This window comes from Kitasatospora sp. NPDC058032, assembly GCF_042885845.1.
Lineage (GTDB): Bacteria > Actinomycetota > Actinomycetes > Streptomycetales > Streptomycetaceae > Kitasatospora.
This window is the reverse complement of the sequence record NZ_JBHVRK010000001.1, coordinates 546,611-572,347: the sequence shown is the minus strand read 5'-3', so window position 1 is coordinate 572,347 and position 25,737 is coordinate 546,611. Positions and strand designations below refer to the sequence as shown.

33 protein-coding genes are annotated in these 25,737 nt (G+C 71.2%); 21 read left to right on the top strand and 12 right to left on the bottom strand.

Annotated features, from left to right (window positions below; all coding sequences use genetic code 11):
* Window positions 1–29: 29 nt before the first annotated feature.
* On the bottom strand, window positions 30–908 hold the full coding sequence (locus ACFVUH_RS02565; protein ID WP_387910654.1) for a LysR family transcriptional regulator: 879 nt from the start codon (window positions 906–908) through the stop codon (window positions 30–32).
* A gap of 188 nt (window positions 909–1,096) precedes the next feature.
* On the opposite strand from ACFVUH_RS02565, the gene ACFVUH_RS02560 reads away from it, so the two are divergent.
* Both ACFVUH_RS02560 and ACFVUH_RS02555 read left to right on the top strand, forming a co-directional pair.
* The gene (locus ACFVUH_RS02560) at window positions 1,097–1,999 is read left to right on the top strand and encodes an EamA family transporter (RefSeq protein ID WP_387910772.1); all 903 of its coding nucleotides are present in this window, start codon (window positions 1,097–1,099) and stop codon (window positions 1,997–1,999) included.
* 7 nt (window positions 2,000–2,006) lie between these two features.
* The gene (locus ACFVUH_RS02555) at window positions 2,007–2,423 is read left to right on the top strand and encodes a Rid family hydrolase (protein ID WP_355366562.1); all 417 of its coding nucleotides are present in this window, start codon (window positions 2,007–2,009) and stop codon (window positions 2,421–2,423) included.
* Between the two features lie 3 nt (window positions 2,424–2,426).
* Here ACFVUH_RS02555 and ACFVUH_RS02550 read toward each other — a convergent pair whose 3' ends face one another.
* A complete protein-coding gene (locus ACFVUH_RS02550) occupies window positions 2,427–3,110 on the bottom strand; it encodes a TetR/AcrR family transcriptional regulator (RefSeq protein WP_387910652.1) in 684 nt (227 codons plus the stop codon).
* 127 nt (window positions 3,111–3,237) lie between these two features.
* Between ACFVUH_RS02550 and ACFVUH_RS02545 the strand changes: the two genes are divergently transcribed.
* The 4 genes from ACFVUH_RS02545 (at window position 3,238) to ACFVUH_RS02530 (ending at window position 8,134) form a co-directional block, all read left to right on the top strand.
* On the top strand, window positions 3,238–4,527 hold the full coding sequence (locus ACFVUH_RS02545; RefSeq protein ID WP_387910651.1) for an MFS transporter: 1,290 nt from the start codon (window positions 3,238–3,240) through the stop codon (window positions 4,525–4,527).
* Window positions 4,528–4,574: 47 nt separating this feature from the next.
* Window positions 4,575–6,317: a glycoside hydrolase family 3 protein gene (locus ACFVUH_RS02540; RefSeq protein WP_387910649.1), complete on the top strand. Its 1,743-nt coding sequence runs from the start codon at window positions 4,575–4,577 to the stop codon at window positions 6,315–6,317.
* A 239-nt stretch (window positions 6,318–6,556) separates the two neighbouring features.
* Window positions 6,557–7,018, top strand: coding sequence for a hypothetical protein (locus tag ACFVUH_RS02535; protein WP_355366574.1), 462 nt, complete (start codon window positions 6,557–6,559; stop codon window positions 7,016–7,018).
* A gap of 162 nt (window positions 7,019–7,180) precedes the next feature.
* Window positions 7,181–8,134, top strand: coding sequence for an arsenic resistance protein (locus ACFVUH_RS02530; protein ID WP_387910771.1), 954 nt, complete (start codon window positions 7,181–7,183; stop codon window positions 8,132–8,134).
* Between the two features lie 22 nt (window positions 8,135–8,156).
* Here ACFVUH_RS02530 and ACFVUH_RS02525 read toward each other — a convergent pair whose 3' ends face one another.
* On the bottom strand, window positions 8,157–8,699 hold the full coding sequence (locus ACFVUH_RS02525) for a hypothetical protein (RefSeq protein WP_387910647.1): 543 nt from the start codon (window positions 8,697–8,699) through the stop codon (window positions 8,157–8,159).
* Between the two features lie 72 nt (window positions 8,700–8,771).
* Window positions 8,772–9,203, bottom strand: coding sequence for a hypothetical protein (locus ACFVUH_RS02520; protein ID WP_355366580.1), 432 nt, complete (start codon window positions 9,201–9,203; stop codon window positions 8,772–8,774).
* A gap of 221 nt (window positions 9,204–9,424) precedes the next feature.
* Here ACFVUH_RS02520 and ACFVUH_RS02515 point away from each other — a divergent pair, with 221 nt between their 5' ends.
* Window positions 9,425–9,892: a hypothetical protein gene (locus ACFVUH_RS02515; protein ID WP_355366583.1), complete on the top strand. Its 468-nt coding sequence runs from the start codon at window positions 9,425–9,427 to the stop codon at window positions 9,890–9,892.
* Between the two features lie 43 nt (window positions 9,893–9,935).
* Here the strand turns inward: ACFVUH_RS02515 and ACFVUH_RS02510 are convergent, their stop codons facing one another.
* Entirely contained in the window at window positions 9,936–10,442 is a 507-nt protein-coding gene (locus ACFVUH_RS02510; protein ID WP_387910645.1) for a hypothetical protein, read from the bottom strand.
* Between the two features lie 145 nt (window positions 10,443–10,587).
* Window positions 10,588–11,541 (bottom strand): LysR family transcriptional regulator, encoded by a 954-nt coding sequence (locus ACFVUH_RS02505; protein WP_387910643.1) that lies wholly within the window; start codon window positions 11,539–11,541, stop codon window positions 10,588–10,590.
* A 72-nt stretch (window positions 11,542–11,613) separates the two neighbouring features.
* Here ACFVUH_RS02505 and ACFVUH_RS02500 point away from each other — a divergent pair, with 72 nt between their 5' ends.
* A complete protein-coding gene (locus ACFVUH_RS02500; RefSeq protein WP_387910642.1) occupies window positions 11,614–12,012 on the top strand; it encodes a RidA family protein in 399 nt (132 codons plus the stop codon).
* A gap of 32 nt (window positions 12,013–12,044) precedes the next feature.
* Here the strand turns inward: ACFVUH_RS02500 and ACFVUH_RS02495 are convergent, their stop codons facing one another.
* Together ACFVUH_RS02495 and ACFVUH_RS02490 are read right to left on the bottom strand one after the other, a co-directional pair.
* Window positions 12,045–12,257: a hypothetical protein gene (locus ACFVUH_RS02495; protein WP_387910641.1), complete on the bottom strand. Its 213-nt coding sequence runs from the start codon at window positions 12,255–12,257 to the stop codon at window positions 12,045–12,047.
* Window positions 12,244–12,753, bottom strand: a complete 510-nt coding sequence (locus tag ACFVUH_RS02490) for an ATP-binding protein (protein WP_387910640.1) — start codon at window positions 12,751–12,753, stop codon at window positions 12,244–12,246. The genes ACFVUH_RS02495 and ACFVUH_RS02490 overlap by 14 nt, the downstream gene beginning before the upstream one ends.
* A gap of 126 nt (window positions 12,754–12,879) precedes the next feature.
* Between ACFVUH_RS02490 and ACFVUH_RS02485 the strand changes: the two genes are divergently transcribed.
* The 3 genes from ACFVUH_RS02485 to ACFVUH_RS02475 all read left to right on the top strand — a co-directional run bounded on the left by ACFVUH_RS02485 (window position 12,880) and on the right by ACFVUH_RS02475 (window position 14,404).
* Complete coding sequence (locus ACFVUH_RS02485) at window positions 12,880–13,767, top strand: Scr1 family TA system antitoxin-like transcriptional regulator (protein WP_387791393.1); 888 nt, start codon at window positions 12,880–12,882, stop codon at window positions 13,765–13,767.
* Window positions 13,764–13,946 (top strand): DUF397 domain-containing protein, encoded by a 183-nt coding sequence (locus ACFVUH_RS02480; RefSeq protein ID WP_387791395.1) that lies wholly within the window; start codon window positions 13,764–13,766, stop codon window positions 13,944–13,946. The genes ACFVUH_RS02485 and ACFVUH_RS02480 overlap by 4 nt, the downstream gene beginning before the upstream one ends.
* A 164-nt stretch (window positions 13,947–14,110) precedes the next feature.
* Complete coding sequence (locus ACFVUH_RS02475; protein ID WP_387910639.1) at window positions 14,111–14,404, top strand: DUF397 domain-containing protein; 294 nt, start codon at window positions 14,111–14,113, stop codon at window positions 14,402–14,404.
* Between the two features lie 36 nt (window positions 14,405–14,440).
* Here ACFVUH_RS02475 and ACFVUH_RS02470 read toward each other — a convergent pair whose 3' ends face one another.
* Both ACFVUH_RS02470 and ACFVUH_RS02465 read right to left on the bottom strand, forming a co-directional pair.
* Window positions 14,441–15,049: a hypothetical protein gene (locus ACFVUH_RS02470; protein WP_387910638.1), complete on the bottom strand. Its 609-nt coding sequence runs from the start codon at window positions 15,047–15,049 to the stop codon at window positions 14,441–14,443.
* 391 nt (window positions 15,050–15,440) lie between these two features.
* Entirely contained in the window at window positions 15,441–15,947 is a 507-nt protein-coding gene (locus ACFVUH_RS02465; protein ID WP_387910637.1) for a hypothetical protein, read from the bottom strand.
* A gap of 275 nt (window positions 15,948–16,222) precedes the next feature.
* On the opposite strand from ACFVUH_RS02465, the gene ACFVUH_RS02460 reads away from it, so the two are divergent.
* From ACFVUH_RS02460 to ACFVUH_RS02415, 10 genes are all read left to right on the top strand, one after another.
* Window positions 16,223–16,444: a hypothetical protein gene (locus tag ACFVUH_RS02460; RefSeq protein ID WP_387791400.1), complete on the top strand. Its 222-nt coding sequence runs from the start codon at window positions 16,223–16,225 to the stop codon at window positions 16,442–16,444.
* Window positions 16,428–16,949 (top strand): DUF6879 family protein, encoded by a 522-nt coding sequence (locus tag ACFVUH_RS02455; protein ID WP_387791402.1) that lies wholly within the window; start codon window positions 16,428–16,430, stop codon window positions 16,947–16,949. The genes ACFVUH_RS02460 and ACFVUH_RS02455 overlap by 17 nt, the downstream gene beginning before the upstream one ends.
* Complete coding sequence (locus tag ACFVUH_RS02450; protein WP_387910636.1) at window positions 16,939–17,787, top strand: Scr1 family TA system antitoxin-like transcriptional regulator; 849 nt, start codon at window positions 16,939–16,941, stop codon at window positions 17,785–17,787. Before ACFVUH_RS02455 ends, ACFVUH_RS02450 begins: the two co-directional genes overlap by 11 nt.
* Before the next feature lie 99 nt (window positions 17,788–17,886).
* Complete coding sequence (locus ACFVUH_RS02445) at window positions 17,887–18,339, top strand: NUDIX domain-containing protein (protein ID WP_387791405.1); 453 nt, start codon at window positions 17,887–17,889, stop codon at window positions 18,337–18,339.
* Between the two features lie 77 nt (window positions 18,340–18,416).
* Window positions 18,417–19,346 (top strand): hypothetical protein, encoded by a 930-nt coding sequence (locus ACFVUH_RS02440; RefSeq protein ID WP_387910635.1) that lies wholly within the window; start codon window positions 18,417–18,419, stop codon window positions 19,344–19,346.
* 213 nt (window positions 19,347–19,559) lie between these two features.
* The gene (locus ACFVUH_RS02435) at window positions 19,560–20,441 is read left to right on the top strand and encodes a phosphotransferase family protein (protein WP_387910634.1); all 882 of its coding nucleotides are present in this window, start codon (window positions 19,560–19,562) and stop codon (window positions 20,439–20,441) included.
* A 314-nt stretch (window positions 20,442–20,755) separates the two neighbouring features.
* Window positions 20,756–21,292, top strand: coding sequence for a DUF6879 family protein (locus tag ACFVUH_RS02430; protein WP_387910632.1), 537 nt, complete (start codon window positions 20,756–20,758; stop codon window positions 21,290–21,292).
* The gene (locus tag ACFVUH_RS02425; protein WP_387910631.1) at window positions 21,289–21,810 is read left to right on the top strand and encodes a DUF6879 family protein; all 522 of its coding nucleotides are present in this window, start codon (window positions 21,289–21,291) and stop codon (window positions 21,808–21,810) included. Before ACFVUH_RS02430 ends, ACFVUH_RS02425 begins: the two co-directional genes overlap by 4 nt.
* Window positions 21,807–22,169, top strand: coding sequence for a helix-turn-helix domain-containing protein (locus tag ACFVUH_RS02420; protein ID WP_387910629.1), 363 nt, complete (start codon window positions 21,807–21,809; stop codon window positions 22,167–22,169). Before ACFVUH_RS02425 ends, ACFVUH_RS02420 begins: the two co-directional genes overlap by 4 nt.
* Before the next feature lie 205 nt (window positions 22,170–22,374).
* Window positions 22,375–23,544 carry a methyltransferase domain-containing protein gene (locus tag ACFVUH_RS02415; protein ID WP_387910627.1) on the top strand — a complete coding sequence of 390 codons (1,170 nt, stop codon included), beginning with the start codon at window positions 22,375–22,377 and terminating at the stop codon, window positions 23,542–23,544.
* Window positions 23,545–23,837: 293 nt separating this feature from the next.
* On the opposite strand, the gene ACFVUH_RS02410 is transcribed toward ACFVUH_RS02415, so the two are convergent.
* A complete protein-coding gene (locus ACFVUH_RS02410) occupies window positions 23,838–24,872 on the bottom strand; it encodes a hypothetical protein (protein WP_387910625.1) in 1,035 nt (344 codons plus the stop codon).
* Between the two features lie 103 nt (window positions 24,873–24,975).
* Window positions 24,976–25,599, bottom strand: a complete 624-nt coding sequence (locus tag ACFVUH_RS02405; protein WP_387910624.1) for a hypothetical protein — start codon at window positions 25,597–25,599, stop codon at window positions 24,976–24,978.
* Window positions 25,600–25,737: the final 138 nt, after the last annotated feature.

The window sequence follows — 25,737 nt, the reverse complement described above, 5'->3', positions numbered from 1 at the left end:
GATGCGGGGCTGACCGCGCCGATCACCGGTCACTCCTCACCGAAGCCCAGCAGTTCCAGGAACGCGGCCGCGGCCGGGTGGGGGTTCTCCCGGCCCCAGACCACGTACTCGGCGCGGGCGGGCGCGTTCGTCACCTCGACCGTGACCATGCCGGTCGTCAGGCCCGCGACGTACGAGGGCGGCAGCAGGGCCACGCCCAGGCCCGCGCCGACCAGCCGTGCCAGGTAGTCGGCGTTGGTCACCTCGAAGGCGACCTCGCGGGTGAGGCCGGCGGCGGCGAAGGCCAGATCGGACTGGGCCCGGCCCGCGGTCTTCGCCGGGAGGTCCACGAACACCTCCGGGGCCAGCCGCCGCAGGTCCACCGAGGTCTCCCCGGCGAGCGGGTGGTCCGGGGCGACCACGGCGACCAGCCGCTCCCGCGCCAGCTCCCGCGCCATCACATCCCGGGGGCGGGCGGTGACGGGGATGCCGAGGAAGGCGACCTCGATCGCGCCCTGCCGGACCTGCTCGACGAGGTCGTCGCTCGCGCCCACGCTCAGGCTCACCCGGACCTTCGGGTGGCGCCGGTGGAACTCCCCGAGCACGGCGGGGATGTCCACGGCGGCGACGGAGGGGATCAGCCCCACCGTGAGCCGGCCGCGCACCTCCCCGAGGGACGCGGCGACCTCGGCGGCGGCCCGTTCCGCCGCGTCCAGGCACTGCCGGGCGGCCGGCAGGAAGGCCGCGCCCGCCGGGGTCAGCCGGACCCGGCGGCTGGTGCGCTCGAACAGCCGCGCGCCCAACTCCTTCTCCAGGCGGGCGATCTGGTGGCTGAGCGCGGACTGCACCACCAGGCAGCGCTGGGCGGCCCTGGTGAAGCTGTTCGTCTCGGCCACGGCGACGACGTACCGCATCTGCTGGAGCTCCATCGATCCATCGTGATACGCGATGCGTCGGGTGACAAGCATGTGTTGGACTCATCGATCCGCCCGGCGCGAGACTGGTGCCCTTCCCCTCAACTCCCGTCCCCGGGGCGCGCTTGCGTGCGCCCGTGCAGCCGAGAGGAGCGTCACGTGAACGGCACCGAGCACAACACCCCGAAGGACACCGCGTGGGCCTGACGACCGCGCCCACCGTCGCCCTGACCGCCCTGGCGCCGGCGGTCTGGGGCAGCACCTACCTGGTGACCACCGAACTCCTGCCCCCGGACCGGCCGTTGCTGGCCACCACCGTCCGGGCCCTGCCCGGCGGCCTCTTCCTCCTGGCCCTCGGCGGCCGGTCGCCGTCCGGCCGCCGACTGCCCGCCGGCGTCTGGTGGTGGCGCGCCCTGGTGCTGGGCGTGCTGAACATCGGCGCCTTCAACCTGCTGCTCTTCGTCGCCGCGTACCGACTGCCGGGCGGTGTCGCCGCCGTGATCCTCTCCGCGCAGCCGATGTTCGTCGTGGTCCTCGCCGCCGCCGTCCTCGGCGAGCCGGTCACCGCCCGGCGCGCGCTGGCCTGCGCCCTGGGCGCCGGGGGAGTGGCGCTGCTCGTCCTCAAGGGCGCGGTCCCGCTCGACGGCACCGGCGTGCTCGCCGCCGTCGGCGGGGCGCTGTGCATGGCCGCGGGCCTCACCCTGACCAAACGGTGGGGCCGCCCGGACGGCGTCGGCCTGCTCACCTTCACCGGGTGGCAACTCACCGCGGGCGGCGTGGTCCTGCTGCCGTGCTGGCTGTCGCTGGAGCCCCTTCCCGCGCGACTGACCGGCTCCAACGTCCTCGGTTTTGGGTACCTCGCCGGTCTGGGCGCCGTCCTGAGCTACCTGCTCTGGTTCCGGGGCCTGGCCCGTCTGCCGGTGGTGACGGTCTCCTTCCTGGCGCTCGCCAGCCCGGTGACGGCGGCGCTGCTGGGCTACCTCGTCAAGGACCAGACGCTGTCCGGGCTCCAACTCCTCGGCATCGCCGCCGTCTTCCTGGCGATCGCGATCGTGCTCGGCCGGCCCCACTCGGCCCCGCCGTCCGGTCGTCGGTCCCTGCCATGATGGCGCGATGGCACACGAAGATCGACAGAACGTCAGTTCCGGCTCCCCGCTGGAGCCGGAGATCGGATTCTCCCGCGCGGTGCGCAAGGGCGCGCACGTGGCCGTCGCCGGAACGGCGCCGATCGGGGACGACGGCGGCACGGTCGGGGTGGGCGACGTGTACGCCCAGACCGTCCGCTGCCTGGACATCGCCGAGGCGGCGCTGAAGGCGGCGGGCGCCGGGCCGGCCGACGTCGTCCGGACGCGGATCATGCTCACCGACGTGACCGCCTGGCGCGAGGCCGCCCGCGCCCACGGCGAGCGCTTCGCCGCCGTCCGCCCGGTCACCACGTTCGTGGAGGTGTCCCGCTTCATCGACCCCGAGTGGCTCGTCGAGATCGAGGTCGACGCGATCCTCGACCACGCATGCCCGGAGGCGAACTGACGGTCAGTCGGGCAGGGCGGGCGGGGTGAGCGCCTCGAAGGCGGCGGCGCCCCGCTCGTTCAGCAGCGCGAGCACGGCCTCGCGCACATGGCGGGCCATCTCGACGGACCGGTCGAACAGCCACTGCGTCTGCAGGCCGTCCATCAGCGCGGTGAGCCGGACGGCGGCGTCCCCGGGGTCGGTGCCGGCCCGCAGGTGGCCGGCCTCGCCGGCCTCGCGCAGGGCGTGGGCGGTGCCGCGCCGGATGCGGTCGTAGCGCTCGGCGAAGTAGGCGTGGGCGGGGTGCTCGGGGTCGGACGCCTCGCCGGAGAGCCGGACGAACAGCTCGATGAGCCCGGGGGTGAGTTCGTTGTGCCCGGCGAGGTCGACGATCCCGCGCAGCACGCCGAGGCCGCCGCCGAGCCGGGTGTAGGGCCGGAAGCGCTCCCGGTCGAGCCGGTCGCGGTCCTCCAGGACGGCTTGCAGCAGCGCGTCCTTGTCGGGGAAGTAGCGCAGCAGACCGGCCCGGGAGATGTCGCACGCGGCGGCGAGGTCGAGGATCGTCACGGCCCGGAATCCGCGCTGCGCGAAGTGCTCGGCGGCGCTGTGGATGATCGCGGCGCGCCGGGCGCGGCCCTTGGCGTACCCGCCGGCCGTGGCGGTCCCGGCGCGGGCCCCGGCGCGGGCCCCGGCTCCTGAGGTGGTCATGGGGGAACGGTAGCAGGGTTGCTTGACAGAAAGCTACACGTGTGTAGCAATTGGCCCCACGCCGCGACCCCCGCAATCGCGGCCGGTTCCGCCCCGCCGTCGTGGCCGGCCTCCAAGGAGCTCCCCCATGCTCGAATCCCCGCCCCTGCCCGCGGCGACCCCCGCGCCGCAGGCACCGCACGGCTTCGTCCGAAGACTGGCCCTCGGCCAGTTCGGCATGTACCTGGCCGTGCTCGCCCCCGTCATGGGAGGTCTGTCGGTCAAGATCCAGGACCTCGTGGGCCTGGACGACGCCCCCGCCCAGCTCGGGCTGGTGAGCGGCACCGGCGCCCTGTTCGCGCTGGTCGCCCAGCCTCTCGCCGGCCGCCTCTCCGACCGCTGCGCCTCCCGGTTCGGCATGCGCCGCCCGTTCATCGTCGGCGGCATCTCCGTCATGGCCCTGGCCCTGGTGGCCTGCGCCCTCGCCCCCAACGTCCCGCTGCTGCTGGTCGCCTGGTGCGCCGCCCAGGGCGCTGCCAACGTCGCCTTCGCCGCCGCCGGAGCGACCGTCGCCGACCACGTGCCCGAGGCCAGGCGCGGCAGCGTGTCCGGCATCGTCGGCGCGGTCACCCCGATCGGCATCATGATCGGCTCGGTCCTGCTCTCCGTGCTGCCCGGCGACCTCCTGCGCTTCGCCGTGCCGGCCGCCATCGCCGTCGTCCTCGGCTTCTGGTTCGCCGCCCGGCTGCCCGACCGCGTCCGCACCGCCCCGCCGGACGAGCCGCTCAACCTGCGCAGCCTGCTGCTCTCCTTCGTCTTCGATCCGCGCAAGCACCCGGACTTCGGCTGGGCCTGGCTGAGCAAGTTCCTCATCATGCTCGGCTACGGCGCCCTCGCCGGCTATCTGACGCTCTTCCTGGCGGCCGAGTTCGGCATGGACGACACCGGCGAGCAGCTGCGCTTCAACGCCCTGGCCAACGGCCTGAGCGTGGCCACCCTGGTCGTCGCCAGCGTCGTCGGCGGCACCGTCTCCGACCGCGTCGGCCGCCGCAAGCCCTTCGTGATGGGCGGCGGCCTGGTGATGGCGGCCGTGCTCGCCGTGGTGACCGTCACGCCGTACCTGGGCGACGCCGGCCTCGGCACCCTGCTCGTCCTCGAAGCGGTGCTCGGCATCGGCGCCGGCATGTTCTTCGCCGTCGACAACGCCCTCGCCATCAGCCTGCTGCCCAGTCAGGACGACACGGCCAAGGACCTGGGCGTGCTCAACATCGCCAACACCCTGCCGGCCTCGCTCTCGCCGTTCCTGGCCGGCGTGGTCGTCATCCCGGTCGGCAACGCCCTGCTCGGCGGCGCCGGCTACTCGCTCTGGTTCGGCCTCGCCGCCGTGTTCTGCCTGGCCGGCGCGCTGCTGGTGACCAGGATCAGAAGCGCCGTCTGACCCTCCCGACTCCCCGCCCCCCTGCACCACCGAGAAAGGCCCCCGTCATGAGCACCGAAGCCCGCTTCCCGTACCAGGACCCGACGCTCTCCGTCGACCAGCGCGTCGAGGACCTGCTGAGCCGCCTGCCGCTGGAGGACAAGGTCGGCCTGATGTTCCACCCGCTGGGCCACACCGCCGCCCTCGACGAGCCCGGCCTCTTCGGCATGCCGTCCATGGCGAAGCTCCTGGAGCGGCGCATCAACCACTTCAACATCCTCTGGGCGAGCAGCGCGCGGGACCTGGCGGCCTGGCACAACACCCTCCAGCGCACCGTCCTGGAGCGGCCACTGGGAATCCCGGTCACCATCTCCAGCGACCCGCGCCACTCCTTCACCGACAACCCCGCCACCGCCCTGATGGCCGGCCCGTTCTCGCAGTGGCCCGAGCCGCTGGGCTTCGCCGCCGTCGGCTCGCCCGAACTGGTCGAGCGCTGGGCCGACACGGTGCGCCGCGAGTACCTGGCCGTCGGCATCCGGGTCGCCCTGCACCCGCAGATCGACCTCGCCACCGAGCCCCGCTGGGCCCGCATCAGCACCACCTTCGGCGAGGACGCCGAGCTCACCTCCAAGCTCGCCGTCGCCTACGTGCGCGGACTCCAGGGCGAGGAGGTCGGCACGGAGTCGGTCTCCGCGATGGCCAAGCACTTCCCCGGTGGCGGCCCGCAGCTGAACGGCGAGGACCCGCACTTCGCGTACGGCCGCGAGCAGGTCTACCCGGGCGACCACTTCGACTACCACCTCGCGCCGTTCAAGGCCGTCATCGACGCCGGCGTCGCCCAGATGATGCCCTACTACGGCATGCCGGTGGGCACCGAGTACGAGGAGGTCGGCTTCGGCTTCAACAGGGGGATCATCACCGGCCTGCTGCGCGAGCGGCTCGGCTACGACGGCATCGTCTGCACCGACTGGGCCATCCTCGGCGACAAGTTCTGGGGCGTCGAGGAGCTGACCTACGAGGAGCGCATGCTCAAGTCCCTGGACGCCGGGGTCGACCAGTTCGGCGGCGAGTGCCGTCCGCAGGTGCTGGTCGACCTGGTCACGGCCGGGAAGGTGACCGAGCAGCGTCTCGACGACTCGGCGCGCCGACTGCTGCGCGAGAAGTTCCGGCTCGGCCTGTTCGACCGGCCTTACCTGGACGAGGACGCCGCCGACCTGCTGGTCGGCTCCGCCGGGGCGCGCGCCGAGGGCCTCGCCGCCCAGGCGGCCGCGTTCGTCCTGCTGGCCAACGCGGACGCCGGCCCGGCCCGCCTGCCGCTCGCCCCGGGCGGCGCGCTGAAGGTGTACGCGGAGGGACTGTCCGCCGAGGTCCTGGGTGACCGGGCGGCCCTGGTCGCGACGCCGGAGGAGGCGGACGTGGCCGTGCTGCGGCTGGCGGCGCCGTTCGAGCCGCGCGGGGAGGAGGGAACCGTCGAGTCCTTCTTCCGCGCGGGCTCGCTGGACTTCCCGGCCGAGGAGGTCGAGCGCGTGCGGCGGATCTGCGCCACCGTGCCGACGGTCGTGGACGTGTACCTGGACCGCCCGGCGATCCTGACCGGGATCGCGGGCCACGCCGCCGCGCTGACGGTCAACTTCGGAGCCGAGGAGAAGGCGTTCGCCAAGCTCCTGTTCGGCGAGGAGCGCCCGCAGGGCTCGCTGCCGTTCGACCTGCCGTCCTCGATGGCGGCCGTGGAGGCCAGCCGCCCGGACGTCCCGTTCGACACCGCCGACCCGCTGTTCCGCTTCGGCCACGGCCTGCGCTACGACGGCTGACCCCCTGCCCCACCCCGCCCCACCCCGCGCCCCGCACCGGTCCCCCCGGTGCGGGGCGCGCCCCTTTCCCCTCGGGGCACGGGCCGCTGCCCTCCCGACGGCCCGCCCCGCAACGCCTCCACCGGTCCCTCCTGTGCGGCGGGTGGGGCCCGTGGGGCAGGATCGTCCGGTCGGGTCCGATCGGGTGGGTGCGAAGGAGGTACGGGGTGCGGCGGTGCGGGGTGAGAACGGTGCTGGTGATGGTGACGGCCGCCGTGACGGCGACGGTCGGCTGCGGCGGGCCGAAGCCCAAGCAGGAGCAGCTGATCGGCGTCCGCATGGAGTCCGGCCGGGTGGTCGTCCGCACCGGCCTGTGCCACGACGAGCGCCTGCACGCCGTCCGGGTGAAGGTCTTCCCCGGCACGGACAAGGTGGAGGTCCGCCCGCGCGAGGGCCGTTCCGCCACCGACAAGGTCGACCTCGGCGACCCGCCGCCCGGCTGGACCTCGCACGGCGCGCTCGCCGAGGGCGTCGTCGCCGACAAGCGCTACACCGTGGAGGTCGCCCGCGACCGCACCCTCAGCGTGACCGTCCCCGGCGACGTGCTGCTCGGCCTGCCCGTCGGCACCTGGGCGGCCGGCGGCTGGGACTGGGACTACAAGCTGATGAATACCAAGGAGTTCGAGAAGCGCCGCAAGGCCTCCTGCCCCGACGGCTCCTGACCCGCCCGACCTGGCCCCATCCGGCCCGACCGTCCTGACCTGCGAGGATGAACCCCGGCCCGCCACCGTGGCGGCCCGACGCCGACGCACGAGGGAGCAGTGGGAGTGTCACAGCAGGAACCGGCGAGCGGCAGCGGCGACGGCGGCGGCCCCGTCGAGCGGATGGAACGGCACCAAGTGGCGATCTACCTCGCCGCGATGGCGCTCGGCGGCCTGCTCGGCCGGCTGGCCCCGGGCGCGGCCCCCGGACTGGAGCACGCCATCAACCCCGTGCTCGGCGCCCTGCTGTTCGTCACCTTCCTCCAGGTGCCCGCCGCCGAGCTGCTGCGCTCACTGCGCGACACCCGCTTCCTCGCCGCCGCGCTGACGGTGAACTTCGTCGTCGCCCCGCTGGTGGTGGCCGCGATGTTCACCTTCCTGCCCGACGACCGGGCCGTGCGCATCGGCGCGCTGCTGGTGCTGCTCTGCCCGTGCGTGGACTACGTCATCGTCTTCTCGGGCCTGGCTGGCGGCTCCAGCCGCCGCCTGCTCGCCGCCACCCCGCTGCTGCTGGTGGCGCAGATGCTGCTGCTCCCGGTGTTCCTCTACCTGTTCATGGGCTCGGAGCTGGCCGACACCGTCGAGGCCGCCCCGTTCCTGCGGGCCTTCCTCACCCTGATCGTCGTCCCGCTCGCCCTCGCCTGGCTGCTCCAGGCCTGGGCCGCCCGCCGCCCGGCCGGGCAGCGGGTGTCCGACGCCGCGAGCACCACGATGGTGCCGCTGATGGCCGCGACCCTGCTGACCGTGGTCGCCTCCCAGGTCCCCAGGCTCGGCGACAGCCTGGGCGACGTCGCCGGGATGGTCCCGTTCTACGTGCTGTTCCTGGTGGTGATGGCGTTCGCGGGCAAGGCCGTCGCCCGCCTCTTCGGGCTCGGCACCGGCGCCGGCCGGGCGATCGTCTTCACCGGCGCGACCCGCAACTCCCTGGTCGTCCTCCCGCTCGCCCTCGCCCTGCCGGACACGCTCGCCCTCGCCGCCTCCGTCGTCGTCACGCAGACGCTGGTCGAGGTCCTCGGCATGGTCGCCTACGTCCGTCTCGTCCCCCGTCTCGTCCCCGGCCCGGTCCCGGCGCGCTGAGCGCCGACTCCCGCCGCGGCCGTCAGGACAGCGGTGTCCCCGTGAGCCCGAAGCGTCGGAGGCCGCGCGGTGCGAACGTCATCGGGCCGGTCCAGCCGTGGTGGACGAGGGCGATCTGCGAGGGCAGCGGTGTCACCGGGTCGAACTCCCGGCCCAGCGACCAGTTCTGGAACAACCCCTCGGTCGTCCCGACCGCCGACACCACCATGGTCACCTGGAGCCCGCCCTCGCCCCAGGTGTGCCAGAGCGCCCGGGGCTCCACCCCGAACCGCGCGCACGCCTGCTCGTAGTCCTCCTCCGCCCCCGCCGGCATGGCCCCGGGCTTCAGGACCGCGGCTGCGGCCAGCTTGAGGAGGGGGCGGTCCTCCACACAGCCGTCGCCCTCGAAGTGGTACGAGCGCACCGCCCGGGCGAGCGCGTTGACGCTGCGCTGGAACGGCGTCGCGTCCTGCGGATCCTCCGCGTACGAGAGCCGGTCCTCGGCGGACGCCTCGACGGTCACGTCGTGTGCGAGGCGCGCGATCTCCCGGAGGTAGTCCAGCTCGCTGAGTTCGGGTTCGCTCATGGCCCGCAGTCTCGCACCGGCCGTTCCGTGCGGGCACGCGCTTTTCCGCGGGACCGCCCGGCCCGGCGGGCGTCACCAGGCGGGACGCGGATCCTGGGGCGTGGTGCGGGCCCAGCCGGCGACGGCCGTCGCCGCCGTGTCCGGCCGCCACAGGGAGCCCGGCGAGGGCGGGTCGTCGCCGGTCGGTGCCGGACCGTAGTAGCGCCGGTGACCGGGGACCGGCACCTCGGTCAGGACGCCGTCCCGCATCATCCAGAGCCCGTAGCAGTCGTCCTCCTCGTCGTGGATCAGCACCTGGACGCTCTCCGGGTGCGGCCACGCCAGCGACTCCAGCCGCCGCAGCAGCCCGGTCCGCGGGCGCATCCCGTGGAACTCGATCACCCACCCGCCGGCGAACAGGTCGAGCGGCTTGAAGCGCCAGTCCGGCGAGTCCTCCCGCGTCAGCGGCTCCATGGCCTCGTCCGCGTACGTCGCCAGCACGATGACCTGCGCGATTCTGCTCATGCCGCAGTATCAGCACTGCCCGCGTGCCCCCGGCAAGCGGTTTTCCGCGCGAGCGGGCAGTCGTCGGGAGGTCGGCCGGGCACTCCTGCCCGGCCGCTCGGGCCGTCCTCGTCGGTGACCCCCGAAGGCGGTGAATCCGCAGCCGAGGATGGGCGGCGAGGGCCTTCGTACCGCCTGCCGGACCGGTGGGCGGGCCGGTCCGTCATCGGGAGGTTCTGGTCATGGGGATGAAGAGGTTCGGGAAGGCCGTCGCGTCGTCGGCCGTGGTCGCCGCCACGCTGGCGGGGACCGTCGCCGGTACGGCGGGCACCGCCCAGGCCGCGCAGGTGGACACGTTGGTGAACTACATGTGCACCAAGCCGGCGACCACGGCCGAGAACTGGATCGGCTGGCCCGGCGCGAAGTTCCTCTGCGGCGGCGGGTACGGCTTCAACATCCCCATGTACTACTTCGACGACGGCACCCGCCAGTCGTTCTTCGTCGGCGCGGACCACGCGATCTGGACCACCTGGATGACCCCGAACAACACCGCGAGCCCCGTGGTCTCGCTGGGCGGCGTGCTCACCTCCGACGCCACCATCAGCGCCCACAGCGGCAACTACCTGCAGCTGAAGGCGCGCGGCACGGACGGCAACAGCTGGTACAAGGAGCGCGACACGGGCGGGAACTGGAGCAACTGGCACCGCTAGTCGTCCCAGTTCCCGTCCGGTCACCCGGTCACCCGGGCACCTGTCAGCAGTGGTGCCAGTCGGTCCAGACGCCGCTGCCGTTGACGTCGAGGCTGTTGCACCAGTAGAGGCCGTCGCTGCCGAGTACCGAGACCGCGCGGACTCCGTTGACGTACGCGGTCCCGACGCCGTCAAGGACGTTGCTGGCGGAGCCGAAGACGGTCCAGGGGGACCACGGTCCGTTCGGGCTGGTCTGGAAGGTGTGCCAGACCTGGCGGTCGGAACCGACGGCCGCATGCTCGTGCCGGCCGTCCGGCCACGTCCAACCACGGACGGTGGTGCCGCACAGGGTGATGACGGTGGGCGCGCCCCATTCGAGCGCGACGGGGCAGCCTTCGGCGGAGGTACGGGCCGTCCCGCTGGCGACGGCACTCGTGGTGACATCGGCGGTGATCGACGCACCGGCGCCGGCGGGCCCGTTCTCGGCCGGCGCCGCTTGCGCGCCGGCGACGGGGCCCAGGGTGGCCGCGAGGGCCAGGGCCATCGTGGCGAGGATGCCGGGCTTCTTCATGTTTCCCTCCAAGTACGGTGGGACAGGTGTCCGGCCGGGCTATTGCCGCGGCGGTTGGTCGTAACCATATGGTTCGTATGAGTCCTATTTCTAGAGCGCCAACAGCCTTGGGGGATAGGTGACTTGAAGTCGATCGGCTGGCCGGTTACCCCTTCTTGCGGCGTTGCCGGTCGCCGTCCCCGTCGCCCTTGCCGCCCTTACCGCCCTCGCCGAGGGCCGCGAGGAGGTTGGCCACCAGGGGGCTCCGGTCCTCCCGCCGCCAGGCGGCGGCGACCAGGGTGCGGGCGGTGCGCGGTTCGACCGGGCGGAACGCGACCTCCCGCAGCCGCAGGCGCCGGATGCTCGCCGGGGCGAGCGACACCCCGAGCCCCGCGCCGACGAGCGCGCACACCGTCTGCCACTCCACCGCGTGCTGCACGACCTGCGGTGCGAACCCCGCCGCTTCGCACAGCCCCGTGATCCGGTCGTAGAGCCGCGGCCCGACGGGGCGGGGGAGGAGGACGAACGGCTCGTCCGCCAGCTGGGAGACGTCTATGGCGCGTTGGGCGGCCAGCGGGTGGTCAGCGGGGAGCACGGCGACGAACGGCTCGGTGAGCACGGTCCGGAAGGCGAGCGGCCCCACCCCGGCGTCGTCCGGGGGCTCGCGCAGCAGCCCGACGTCCATCGTCCGCTCCTGGAGGGCGGCGAGCTGCGGGGCGGTGGTCATCTCGCGCAGGTCGAGATCCACGTCCGGGTAGCGCGTGCGGAAGGTGGCGAGCAGTCCCGGCAGGACGGTCAGCGCGAGGGAGGCCGAGAATCCGATCCGCAGCCGCCCGGCCCGCCCGCTGCCCACCGCCCGGGCGGCGGCCAGCCCGTCGGAGAGGTCGGCGAGCGCCCGCCGCGCCGCCGGCAGCAGCTCCCGCCCGGCCGGGGTGAGCGCGACCCGCCCCGACGCGCGGACGAACAGCGGGTGCCCGACCTTCGTCTCCAGCCGGGCTATCTGCTGGCTGAGCGGCGGTTGCGCGATACCGAGGCGGGCGGCGGCGTGGCCGAAGTGCAGTTCCTCGGCGAGCACGGTGAAAGCGTGCAACTGGGGGAGCGGGAGTTCGGGGCGGTCCATATTCCTAGGGATATCAGGCGATGGTTATTCGGGTATTGGACGTATCGCCGCAGCGTGCTTAGCGTTCGCCGCATGACAGAGCGACGCGCCATTCTCAGCGGTTCGACCTTCGAGGAGCAGATCGGTTATGCGAGGGCGGTGGTCGTCGGGGATGCGGTGCACGTCTCCGGGACCACCGGATTCGATTACCGGACGATGACGATCGCCGACGGCGTCGTCGAGCAGGCCGAGCAGTGCCTGCGCAACATCGGCGAGGCCCTGGCCGAGGCCGGCTGCACCTTCGCCGACGTGGTGCGGGTGCGGTATCTGCTGCCGGAGCGTGCGGACTTCGAGCCCTGCTGGCCCGTGCTGCGGCGGTACTTCGGGGAGGTGCGGCCCGCGGCCACGATGATGGTCTGCGGACTCGCCGACCCCCGGATGCGCATCGAGATCGAGGTCGACGCCCGGCGGCCGGCGATGGAGGGGGAGTAGGAAGTCGGCGGGGCCGACTTCCTGTGCGGTGGTCAGGGGTTGGGGGTTGCGGTCGGGGTCGCGGTCGCGGTCGCAGTCGCGGTTGCTGTGGCGGCCGGGGTGGTGGGGTGCAGGTCGTGGTGGTACTTCAGGACCGGGTAGATCCAGGCGATCAGCGCGAGGAGGAGGGCGAAGGGAAGGACGGTGTAGGCCGCGGCGGCGGCCGGGCTGTGCTGGGGGTGCGGGGTCTGGTCAGGCAGCGACATCGTCAGTGGGGGAGGGGTCGGGGGCGGTCTTGAACTCGGCGACGGGCAGATCGAGTTCGGCCCAGACCGTCTTGGAGTTGGGCTCCCGGGGCAGGGTGCCCCAACGGTCGGCGAGCGCGTCGACGAGGGTGAGCCCGCGCCCCGACTGGGAGTCCGGCGGGCAGGCCGCCGACGGGAGGACGGGGCGGCGGTCCCCTCGGCAGTCCGAGACTTCGATCCGGAGCACGGTGGTGCACGCCCGGCGCGCGGTGGTGAGCGAGAGGTGCAGCTCGAACCCGCGCCCCGGAGTGCGCCCGTGGGTGGAGGCGTTGGCGGCCAGCTCCGCGACGATGATCAACGCGTGGTGAAACGCCTCCGGCCAAAGGGAGTTGAGGTCCCAGGCGGTCAGCTGCTGCCGGGCGATCCGGCGGCCGATGGCGGCTCCCTTGGGGGTGGAAGTGAGGAGCGCGGTGTGGGCGCGCGGCTCGGGGTCGTCGAGGGGAATTTCGGACTTCATGGGGAAAAGCCTGCCCCCCCAGGCTTAGGCTGACGACGCATCTGGTGGGCACGGTGAGTGCCTGTGTGTGTGCGGAAAGTGTCGCGTGACGGCGGTCGGCCGTGACCGGAAAATGGGGAGGTCGTAATGACCGAAGTTAAGGGAACCGGCGGAGACAGCGGCGACGTGGCGCGCCCGCAGCTCGACGAGGACCTGTCCGAGGTGTCGGACTTCCTGCGGGCGGTCGGCAAGCAGATCAAGCTGCTGCGCGAGCGGGCCGGCCTGACGCAGAAGGAGTTCGCCAAGCAGGTCGGCTACACCGAGAGCCTGATCGGCGCGGTGGAGCAGGGCAAGCGTACGCCGCAGCGGGAGCTGCTGGAGGCGGCGGAGAGGATCCTGGACGCGGGTGGCCTGCTGCTCATCATCGCGGACGACATCGAGCAGGCGAAGGCGAAGGCCCGTGTGCGGCACCCCGAGTGGTTCCGGGGTTACGCGGGCCTGGAGGCGGTGTGCGAGGACCTGAACAACTGGAGCATGTGGGACTTCCCGGGGCTGCTTCAGACGGAGGCCCACGCGCGAGCTGTCTACGAGATGCGTCAGCCGCTTCTCTCTGAGGAGGTCATCGAGATGCGGGTGGCGGCCCGGATGGCGCGGCAGGAGGTCCTGACGAAGTGGCCTCGCGCGATGTTCAGCTGGGTGATCGACGAGAGCGTGCTCCGTCGGCCGATGGGGGGCTGGGACGTGCACGCGGAGCAGTTGCGGCACCTGCTGGAGGTCGGGCGCACCAGGGGGATGGTGATCCAGGTGATGCCGCTCGACCGCACGGAGCACGCTGGTATGGGCGGCCCGTTCATCCTGCTCACGCCGAGGGGGCGCTCGCAGGTGGGCTACATCGAGGTGCAGACGAGCAGTAGGCTGATTACGGATCAGAGTGAAGTCCGGATCCTGAACGCGCGCTACAGCACGCTCAGGTCGCAGGCGCACACTCCGCAGGAGTCCATGGCGATGATCGAGAAGATTCTGGGAGAGCGATGAGCAGCGAACTGGTGTGGTTCAAGAGCAGCTACAGCGGCAACGAGGGCGGCGAGTGCGTCGAGGTCGCGGACGCGACGTCGACCGTGCTGGTGCGTGACTCCAAGGACAAGTCCGGTCCCCACCTCACCTTCTCGCCGGAGGCCTGGCAGTCCTTCGTCGAGTTCGCGCAGTCGGTCTGACGACCAGTCTCCCCACTCGATGCCCAGCGGCCGTCCACCCACCGGTGGACGGCCGCTCTCTGTGTGGGTGCCGTCCCCGCCGTGTAGGGGTTGTGCCATGGCCACCCTGGGCGACGCTCCGTATCCTGAACGGGCGCTACAGCAACCTCACTTCAGGGAGAGCGATGAGCAGCGATCTGGTGTGGTTCAAGAGCAGCTACAGCAGCAACGAGGGCGGCAACTGCGTCGAGATCGCCTGGTTCAAGAGCAGCCACAGCCTCAACGACAATGCCTGCTGCATCGAGGTCGGCTGGCACAAGAGCAGCCACAGCAGTGGCGAAGGCGGCGAGTGCGTCGAGGTCGCCGAGACGACGTCCGCCGTCCTCGTCCGCGACTCCAAGGACAAGTCCGGCCCCCACCTCACCTTCACCCCGGCGGCCTGGCAGTCCTTCCTCGCCTTCGCCCGATCCGCCGGCTGAACCCGTTCGACCCCGGATCGCTAAGGGAGCGCCGGATCAGATGTCGATCCAGAAGGCCTCCATCCAGCGGTTCTCGCCGATGCTGCCGATCCACTGGTCATAGGCGAACAGGTTCGTGCCCTTCCAGCCGACGTTCTTCACGTGGGCAGCGGCCTTCATGGGCTCGTTGGAGCTCCGCAGGTGGATCGCCTCGACCACGTTGCCGTTGCCGTTGTCGAGTTCGATCGAGCCGCCCGGCGGCACGTGATACTCCCAGCCGCTACCGTCGTTCGCCCAGTGGACCTGCACGTTGAAGTCCATGTCGGCGACCTTGTTGACCCAGAAACGGAGGCCGTCGATCGGGTCGTTGTGGCCCTCCGTCCCGGTGAAGCCGGGCTCGTCACTGCACACCGTGCTGGTCCACCCGGCGGAGCGCGAGTGCGCCTGGAAGCACACCTGCCGCCACTGGGTCGCGTCGGCGATGGACGGGGTCCCTTCCACGCGTGCGGCGTCCATCGCCCGGGCCACGTCCGGGACCGAACTCTCGAACGTGGGCCCCCCGCCCGCCGCAGGAGCGGACGGGCCGGCCGCCTGCGCCACCGGAACCATGCCGATGAGGGTGAGAGCCGTGAGCGCCGAGACGGCGGTCAGTGCACGGAATCGCATGGTGCAGTCCCCCTTCAATGCCTTGATCAACTGCTTTGTGTACGCCATGAAATGGCATGCGCCGCCCCCCTGGCCACGTGTAAATCGGACATATTTTCGGACGCGCGCGAACGGCAACACTTCGCGCAGGTCGTCGAGGCCGGCCTCCACGACCGTCGCGGGCCCCGGCCGCGAAGGAGCAGCGCACCCAGGCTGCCGGCCGTGCTGCTCCAGCAGCCGTCGTTCTCGAAGTGTCGTCGATCCGAACCCGGTCGAGCTTCAGCTCGTATTCCGATACGCCGCCCCGGCCTTCCGGAGGAGGGCGCCCGGCTGTTCGACTCGCGCGTGATCGCCCTGCTGCGGCCTGGATCGAGCGGGCCTGCCGCTGACCCTTCGTCCCGGGGCCGAGGTGCTACTCCGGGCCGTTGGCGATCCAGTCGGCGACGGCCGAAGCCACCTCGGCAGGGCTCCGGCCGGTGGTGGTGAACTGCCGGTCCACCGCGCACCGAAGCTCCTCGGCGTCCTTGATCGCGCCCTCGATCCGATCCGGGCCCCACCCGCGCGCGGCAAGCCGTGCACGCCTGTCGGCGTCGACGCAATCGAGGTGCGCCCAGGAGGTGCACGGCGGGTCCACGACGTCGGCAGCCGCGCTCGCCCATTCGCCCGGCGTCAAGGGGCAGAGGATCAGCACGGGCCCGCCGGCCCGGAGCATCATGTTCGCGATCTTCACCCAGAGCCTGTTGTAGGCGGGCCACACGGGACTCGCCGAGGGCGAGGTGATGCCGATGCCCAGCAGCCTGCCATCCGGCTCCGGCAACTCATCGAAGTCGACACTCCCGAACGGGTACGCCCCCAAGTGCCCCAGCAGCGTCGACTTCCCGGCCCCCGGCGCGCCAGTGATGACGTGAAGCACCGTCAACCCGCCTTCCCTCCCCCCGCCAACAGCTACCCGCCACCCTACCCTCACGCCCCGAACCCACCGGTGCGGGTGGCCGGCTGCACAGGAAGTCGGCCCGTCCGACTTCCTGTGCAGCGCCGGGAGCGAACTCCCCTCGGCCGATGGATCCTTGGGCCCTTCGGCCGTGATCTTTAGTCCAATACGGGAATAGTCCCTTCCCGCCGTGGACACAGGCTGACCGGCTCTCTAGCGTCACTGCGGTCGGGTCTGACGGCTCTGCAACTCAGGGGGTTGAGATGGACAGCAGGTCGAATCTCACGAGGCTGACCAACACGGGCAACGGCAGCGGATCGGGGGAGTGCAACCAGAACGACTGCCCCAACGTGTACCGGACCGACCGCGGGACGATCGTGGTCCAGGGGGACGTGTCCGACGCCTTCACGCCGCCCGGCGGCGAAGGACTGGTGGAGATCCCCGAGAGCGTGCTTCGGGAGGCTTTTCGTGCGCTTGGATGGTGACGCCTGGCAGTCCAGGTTCCGGGACTTCGCCACGGAGGCATGGCGCCTCGAAACCCTCCCGGTCTACAACGTGCCGCAGGAGATCGAGGAGTTGCGGGCCTTCCGGGCGGGCGAGCGGATCGACCCGCACGCACACTCCAACGAGTACACCGACGACCTCAAGCGGGTCCGGCGCGAGGGAAAGGTGAAGGGGCGGGTGCACATCGTCACGCGCCCGCTCTCCGAGTACCTTCGCTACGAGTTCATGTACTATCTGCCGCACGTCTGGGCGGGGGAGGACATCCGCATCATGGATGTCACGGACCGCCCCGATCCACTGGCTGGAGTCACCGACTTCTGGATGTTCGACAAGAGGGAGGTGGTGCTCATGAACTACCTTCCCGACGGGACACAGATCGACCGCACCGTTTTCGAGGGCGACGTCAGTCCGTTCATCGAGTACCAGCGCATTGCCATCGCCGAGTCGGTGCCTTTCGAGGAGTACGTGAAGGGCATTGACGTTTGATCCGCAGGAGCTGGGTCAATCGAGTTCTGACCTGGCGGCAATCCTTCAAGAGCTTCGCAAGCGAGCTGGACTCTCCGGAGTCCAGCTTGCTCGGCGTGTCAGCATGTCGCAGTCCAAGATCTCCAAGATCGAGACCGGCAGGGTCATACCGTCACTTGTCGACGTCGAGCTGATCCTGCGGGCGCTGGACGCGCCGCTGGACCTCGTCGCTCATGTGACGGCGCTTGCCCGCCTCGCCAACACCGAGTGGCAGGATGCGCGAGCGTTGCGGCGGAAGGGCCTCGACAGGAAGCAGATCGAGCTGACGACACTTGAGCGCAGCACGATCCGGTTCCGCTACTTCCTGCCGACGATGATCACCGGACTGCTCGCGACGCCCGAGTACGTTCGGGCCAGCCTCGCCCCGTTTCCCGGGGACCATACGAAGGCGATCGCCAAGAAGCTCGAACGGCAGGACGTCCTCTACGAGTCGTCCAAGCAGTTCAGCTTCATCCTGACCGAGCAGGCCTGCCGGTGGCCCCTCGTCCCGGCGCAGGCCATGGCGATGCAGATCGACAGGTTGGTCTCCGTCTCCCGGCTGCCGAACGTCCGGATCGGGGTGATTCCGATGGCCGGCCACATGCCATGGGCGCCGTTGAACGTCTTCACCGTCTATGACGAATCCCTGGCCATCGTGGAAGTCTCCACGGGAGCGCTCGTGTTCCGCGATCCCCGAGATGTCCAGGACTATCTGGACGAGTTCCTGACCTTCGAGGGATATGCGCTCTGGGGTGAGAATGCCCGGGTAAAGATGGGCGGTTGGGCTGACCATTTTCGAGATATATCGCAAGATTTTTAGTCGATGGCAGGAATATTGTTGAGTCTCTATCCGGAAACCCCCTAGCCTGGCATTCAGCTCCGCGAAGCCGAACGAAGGGGAAAGATGAAGGGGCGACCCATGAAGAAGATCATTGCGAAGCTCTGGCGGCTCATCCGTGGGCCGATGCAGTGGCGCGTTCTGTGGCTGTGGCACTCGAAGTTCATGGTCGGAGTCACGGGCATCGTCCGCGACGACGAGGGGCGGGTGCTGCTGCTCAAACACCGGTTGTGGCCGGAGGGGCGGCAGTGGGGTCTGCCGACTGGCTATGCCAACAAGGGCGAGAGCTTCGAGGACACGATCGTGCGTGAGGTCCGGGAGGAGACCGGACTCACGGTGAAGGTGTGCGAACTGGCGCACCTGAAGAGCGGATACAAGCTGCGCATTGAAGTCGCCTACGAGGCACTGTTCGTCAGCGGCCGTGTCGAGGCGGTCTCATTCGAGATCCTGGAGGCCCGATGGTTCTCGCCGGACGATCTTCCCGAGGGACTGCAGGAGTCGCACCGGCAGCTGATCGGGCGTCGGCCGTTCTGACACTCGGCCGATCGCTCACGCCCTCCTGCCTGGGGCCGAACGAATACCTGGCCGGAGACACGGCCGAACGCGCTGAGTTGGCGCACCTGCTGGCCGCGCACCGGGCGACGGCCGCACTCGATCGGGCACACCCGCACGTCACGTTCTCGTTGCTGCACTGGTTGCTGGACACCTGGGCGGACGAGCCGGCGCGGGAGGTGTTCCGGCAGGGCGCGTCCCTCCTGGCAGGCCGCTACCGGCAGCTGGGATTGAACCAACTGCTGCCGATCGATCGAGTCTGGGTCGGGGTCCGATCGACCCAGGCCGATGCGTTCGGCGGCTTCCACCACCCGAATCAGGGCTACCGGCACGTGCAGTTGGCGTCCGTGATCACCCGGTACGGCCGGTTGAGCGATCCCCGGCTGACCTCACCGGAGCTGGTGGCGCTCGACCTCCTCCGCAGTTACGCGCATGATTGCCTGCACTGGGGATCGTTCCGGGAGTACCGGCTCCAGGAAGGGCGGGTGGTCCGGAGCCGGTACGGGATCAACCGGCGCGACCCGCAGGGGCGCAGCTACTCGGAGAGAGACAAGGACGATGCCGTCTCGACCCGCAATCTGGGGATCGTGATGGAGGGCGCGACCGACCAGGAGGCGCGGACGATCGCCGCCGAGGTGGCCGATCGCCTCGGCCTGGCCGAGCGGATCACAGAGCCCGATCGGCTGGCGTTCAGCGACACCACGGGCCGCCTGGAGCCGTCCGACTTCGACAGCGCCCATCCCGGCGTTGCCGCCCGCTTTCAACTGGCCATGGCCGGGTACGAGCAAGGCGTCGGGATGCGCTACCGGCGCTTCCTGGCGGAGACGGGCGGGACTGAGGAGGCCGCGCTGCACGGCCTCATCGTCTCCGCGATGATCGGGGGAGACGTGTCCGGCCTGACCGGCTGGCTCGACCGGCGCTACGGAGCCCGAGCGTTCCCGCGCATCTTTCGTTCACCGGCCTACACCGGACCGGACCCCGGCGAGTAGCCCTGCTGCACTTCGACCCCGACGACGATCTGACCGACGTGAAGCTGATCACCGACCCGGTTCGCAGGGCGCTCGGGCCTGTCTCAGTGGGAGCGGCAGCGCGGTTGCCATAGCGGCTAGAAGCCGATCAGATCGCCCGTCCCGACCCGCGCCGCCACCTTCCGCCCGGCCCCGCGACCGGGGCCGGGCGGGCCCGACCCCGAGGAACCCCCGATGGCCGACACCTGGAAGCAACTACCGGACGCCTTGCGCGTCAGCATCGAGGCCCGGACCGGTACGGTGACCGCGGTCGTTCCCCCGACGGCGGGAACGGTGTCCGACTTCGCGGCCACGCTGGAGACTCCCGGCGGGCCGGTGTTCTGCAAAGCCGTGCGCGAGGACAACCCGGGGGCGTGGATGCACCGCCTGGAGTCCGTGGTGAACCCCGTGCTCCCGCCGGACCTCGCTCCCAGACTCCTCTGGAAGGCCGAGGCCGGTGGGTGGCTGGCGCTGGGGTTCGAGCACGTTCCCGGCAGGCACGCGGACCTGTCGCCGGGGTCCGCCGATCTGCCGTTGGTCGCGCGGACGCTGGAGGCGCTGGCAGGAACGCTGACCCCCGCGCCGCCCCTGCGCGCCTTCGGCCTGGCCGATCGGTGGTCGGGACAGGACTTCTGGCACACCCTCGGCAGCCGGTACCGGGACCGGCTCGACCCGTGGACCGTGGCACGGCTGGACACGCTGGCCCTGGCCGAACGGGAAGCACCCGATCTGATCGACGGCAAGACCCTGGTCCACACCGACCTGACCGGTCCCAACCTCCTGGTGGACGGTACGGCCGTGCGCGTCGTCGACTGGGCGTTCCCCGCCCCCGGTGCCGCATGGGCCGACACGGCGTACCTGGTCATCCGGCTGATCGAGGCCGGACACACCCCCGAGCACGCGGAGCGCTGGGCCGACAGCGTGCCCTTGTGGCGGGCCGCGCCCGATCGGTCCGTCACGGCCTTCGGCGCGATCCTCACCGGCCTGTGGACCCTCCGCGCCGCCGAGACCCCCGGCCGCCAGTGGGACGCGTTGAGCACCCACGGACTCGCCTGGCTCCGCCACCGGCTCGGCTAGCCCTTTCCTCCGGCAGTCCTTCCCCGCACTCGCCGAGTGACGACGTGCGGGGCGGGCCGGCCCGGCGCTGCGTAGGAAGTCGGCCGGGCCGACTTCCTGCTCCGGTGTTCGAGCTCCGCCCTTTCCTGTACTGGAAAGCCGATGGTCTTGCCTTCCGGCAGGACGAGCCTGAAGTATCGACCTCGATAACAGAACGAGGAGGATCAGTGGCTCTGCGTAAACTGTCCGGTGACTCGAAAAGCTTGCCCAGATCGGCCTGCCCGAAGGTGAGGCCGTCGTCCGTGTGCCTGTGAACATCCTGGAGGACTACTTCCATGATCGACGGAACCGAATTCGGCCGGCTCTTCGAGAACTTCCAGCACACCGCGTTCCGGCTGGAGACGCTGGACCTCTACGACGTCGAGGAGGAGCGGGAGGAGTTCGAGGCCTTCCTCGCCGGCGACCCCATGCCGCCCGAGTGGGCCGACAACCCGTGGGTCCGGTCCATGACGGACCACGGCAAGACGGTGGCCCGTGTCCACGTCCTCACCTCGCCGCTGACCGACTACCTGCGGTACGAACTCGCCGCCTACCCCGGCAACATCACGGCGGGCGAGACCATCGGAATCATCGACCGCGCCGACCAGCAGGTGGCCGGGCTCCCGGACCACGACTTCTGGCTGTTCGACGACACCGACGTCTACCGCATGCACTACACGACGGACGGCAGGTTCATCGGAGCCGAGAAGCTCCCCGCAGAGGCCACCCCCGAATACCTCCACTACCGGCAGATCGCCGAGTCCCGGGCGGTTCCGTTCGCGGAGTACTGGCAACAGCATTCCGATCGACCTGCTGGTGAGGATTGCCCGTGACCATCTCTCCTGACGCCTTCGGCGCCCTGTTCGATACCGTCCAGCGGGAGGCCTTCCGCCTCGAAACGCTGGACGACTACAGCGGCTCCGGCAATTTCGACGCCTACCGTGCCTTTCTCGCAGGCGAACCCCAGCCACAGGACTACAACGCCCCATGGCTGACGCAGGTCCGGCGGAACACGTCCGTCGGACGGCGCATGTACCGCGTACACGTCCTGTCGCGGCCGCTCACCCCGTACCTCCGGTTCGAACTCGGGTGGGGCTACCGGAAGAACGCCACCGCGGGCGAGGAGTTCTACATCCTGGATGTCACCGACAAGCCGAACCCGCTGGCCGGTGCACCGGACTTCTGGATGTTCGACGAATCGACCGTCGTCTCGATGGCGTACACCGACGGCGGGGTGTTCACCGGGGCCGAGAAGGAGCCCGGCCTTGAGAAGTGGATCGCCCTCAGGGATACGGCTCTGAGCCATGCCGAGCCCTTCGAGTCCTGGTGGGAGCGGTACGGCACCGCGTGAGGAACGACATCGGCAGCACGCTGCGGGACCTGCGACAGGCCGCCGGGAAGGAGGCCAAGGCAGTCGCCCGCAGCGCAGCCATGTCTCCTTCCAAACTGAGCAGGATCGAGACGGGCAAGGCCAAGCCGACCACCATCGACGTCGACCGGATCCTCACCGCCCTCGGCGTTCCCGACGCCGTGCGGTCCGACCTGGTCGAGATAGCCCGCCAGGAGGCGACCGAGGTCGTGGCCTGGCGCTTCCTCCGGCGAACGGGACTTCACCACCATCGACCCGGGAAGCAGCAACGACTGAGATGTCCAGTTCCGGCACTGTTCTCGTTGTCACGGGGGCGTTCGATCCGACCGCCGATCTGGTGATCGAGGAGCTCAACCGGCGTGCGGTGCCGGTCTTCCGGGCGGACACGGCGTGGTTCCCGTCGAGGCTCGCCGGGGCGGCGGGCCTCGACGGGGCGCCCTCCGGGGTGGGGTGGGGCGCTCGCCACCGGCCGTCGCTCCCTCGACCTGGCCGCCGTCCGCTCGGTCTACTACCGCCGCCCCACGCCGTGCGAGTTCCCGCCCGAACTTGCCCCGGAGGCCCGGGCGGTGGTGGCCGCAGGGCTTCGGCGGCCTGCTGTCGGCGCTCCCGGCCCGGTGGCTGCCGCCGCCGGGCCGGGCCGAGGAAGCCGAATCCAAGCCGCTCCAGCTCCGGGTGGCGGCGGAGTGCGGGCTGCGCGTCCCACGGACTTTGATCACCAACTGGCCCGTGGTAGCAAGGGAGTTCGCGGTGCGGATCGGCGGGCCCGTCGTCTACGAGCCGTTCACGCCGCTGGTCACCGAGGTGGACGGGGTGCACGCCGAGGACGTGCCGGCCAGTGGGGTGGGCGGGGTGGCGACGTCGTCGTCGACGGCGCCGGGGCTGATGGCGGAGATGCTGGACGCGCTCGATGTCCGGCCCGGCGACCGGGTGTTGGAGGTCGGCACGGGGACCGGGTACAACGCCGCACTGCTCTGCCACCTCGCGGGGGCCGGGAACGTCACCACCGTCGACCGCACCGGGCGCCTCGTTGACACGGCGCGGGAGCGGCTGGCCGGGGCGGGCTTCGCGGCGGCCGTCGTGCGGCGGGCGGACGGCGCGGTCGGCTGCCCGGGCGGCGGGCCGTACGACCGGATCATCGCGACCTGTTCCGTCCGCCGCCTCCCACTGGCCTGGCTGGACCAGTGCGTGACGGGCGGGCTGATCGTCGCGCCGATCGGCAACGCGCTCGGCGGCGGCGCGGTGGCCTGCCTCACCAAGCTGCCCGACGGCGGCGCGGCGGGCCGGTTCCTGCACCGGCCCGCCGCGTTCATGCCCCTGCGGGCGGACGGGAGCCCGGCGCCGGCCCACGACGTCCCCGTCGCGGGTCGGCAACGGACGAGCGTCGTCGGCGCCCGCGTGCTGGACGACCACGGCTTCTCCTTCTGGGCGGGCCTGCGCCTGCCCCCGGCCGTCGTGCGCTCCGGTGGCACGCTCCACGACCCGAACGACGGCTCGACCGCCCACGTCCAGGACCACCCGGACCACCCCGGCCGCCCGTCCACCGTGACCACCGGCGGACCGCGCGACCTCTGGCAGATCATCGAAGCCGCCTACACCACCTGGCGCCGCCACCACCGCCCCCGCCGCGAGTGGTTCACCCTCACCGCCGCCCCGGGCGGTCCCCAACTGGTCACCTACACCACCCCGGACGGCGGGACGACGTCCTGCGCCCTCTGATCGAGCCCGGACCACACTCCCGGGCAGCGGAGCGTCGGGCCGACAGCGTGTCCTCGTGATCGGTCCGCCACGGCCTTCGGCACGATCCGCACCGGCCTGTGGACACCCCGCGCCGCCGAGACACCCGGCCGTCCGTGGCACGTGCTTGAGTTCCCACGGATGCGCCTGGCTCCGCCACCGGCGCGGTAGCCCTCCCCCCGATTGCCCGGCAGGGCTGACGGAGGCCGGCTTCCCGCACCCGGCTGTCCGAGCGGTGAGGCCTCTCCCGTCAGCTGGTTGCCCCCGCTCCGGGCTCAGTAGCTTTCGACGTCCGGGGCGGTGAACCAGCGGGCCTTGTAGGTCTTGTAAGGCAGCTGGAGGTCGGAGCGGACCTGCGTGTCGAGGCGGTACGACACGAGGTGAGTGGAGTAGAAGTCGTCGTCGGCCTGGGCGATGAGGAGGTCCTTGCCGTCCGGCGACAGGCTCATCGCCTTGATGCTGCCGAAGCCGTCCTTCGGCCGGCGGGGGGTGAAGCCCTTGAGGACGCCGTGGCGGGCAGGGGTGAAGTTCTCCTCCGGCGTACGGTTCGGGTCGGCCGCGTGGATGTCGAACTGGAAGACGTCGAGGTCGGTGGAGATCAGGAACGTTCGCGTGTCCGGCAGCAGGAGGAGGTCGTGCGGCCCGTCGCGCCAGTCGTCCTTGTAGCCGGGGACCTTCGGAGAGTCGCGCAGCCGGTAGACGGTCGGCTCCCCCAGCGGCCCGGCCCCGCTGTCCCCGACGGGGTACCGGCGCAGTTCGCCGTGGACGGCCTTGAGCGGGGGGTCGTGGCGGACGCGGGGGAAGACGTTGGTGCCCAGCGCCCACAGGGACCTGGTCGGCTCGTCCCAGTGGAGCGCGTGGGAGGAGGGCAGCCGGAGCTGCTGGACCGGCCGGAGGCCGTCCTTCTTCGAGAGGTCGAAGACGCGCAGCCCGAGGTAGTCGCCTTCGCTGCAGGCCAGGACCAGGTGGGGGCCGCCGTGGCGGCCGGCGCCGCGCGGGATGAATTCGACGGCGTGCTCTCCGCCCGCCTGGTCGAACCGGTGCATGACCTTCTTGGTGGGGTAGGAGACGACACCGGCGAACGAGCCGACCAGCGCGGCGATCTCCGACCGGCTCGGGACGAACTTCCCGTCCGTCAGCGTCGTCGACTCCGAACCGTCGACGAGTCGGTCGCGCCACAGTGTCTCGACCGCTCCGTCGGGGCGGCGGCGGTGCACGAGCAGCTCGCCGTTGGCGGCCGTGAGGAACGGGCGTGCGAACGGGTCGGGAGGGAGTCCTCGGAGTGGGTTCTCCTGCTGGGGCGCCGGCATGGCTGCCTGTCCTTCCTGCCTGTCGCGACCTGCGCTGCGGGCCGCGCGGAATCCGGGAAGCGGTGCGGTGGTCGGGGCGGTGCGGGGGCGGAGCGGCGCGGTGTCACCAGACGAGGGACGGCCAGGAGGAGGCGACGGGGGCGGGGCCGGCGAGGATCGTGTTGCCCTTGTCGGTGTACTTCAGCGCCTGGCCTCCGGAGAAGAGCCAGTAGGCGCCCTCGATGTGGCAGATCGCGTCGATCTTCCCGGAGAACGGCTCGGGAAGGCGGGGCCAGTACGCGGTGATGGGGGCCGGCTCGCGCACCGGCTTGCGGCCCGAGTTGGGGAACTTCACGGCCTGGTCTCCGGAGAAGAACCAGTAGCCGCCCTCGTCGTGCACGCAGGCGTCGATCCCGGCGGCGAACGGCTCGGGCATCTCGGGCCAGTAGGTCGTCAGGGTGGCCATGGGGCGTACGAGGTGGCCGGCGGAGTCCGAGTTCGGGTACTTGAGGGCCCGGTCTCCGGAGAAGAACCAGTAACCGTTCCCGGCGTGCGTGCAGGCGTCGAGCCGGTGACGGAACGGCTCGGGCATCATCGGCCAGCGGACCGCCACGGGAGCCGGCCGGTACACCAGCCTGGTGCCCGAGTTGGGGTACTTGAGGGCCTTGCCGCCGGAGAACATCCAGTAGCCGCCCCCGTCGTGCGCACAGGCCTCGACGAACCCGTGCGTCCGGTCCCGTTGTTGCATCGGGCCATCCTCTCGGCGAACCTCCCCGAACCGCGCCGCCGAACGGGCGCTCCGACGATAGTGGAGGCACGCACGAACGATCTGAAGGGCGCACGAAACGCACGAAGGGGCGCACGGCGGCAGGCCGGGATGCGCCCG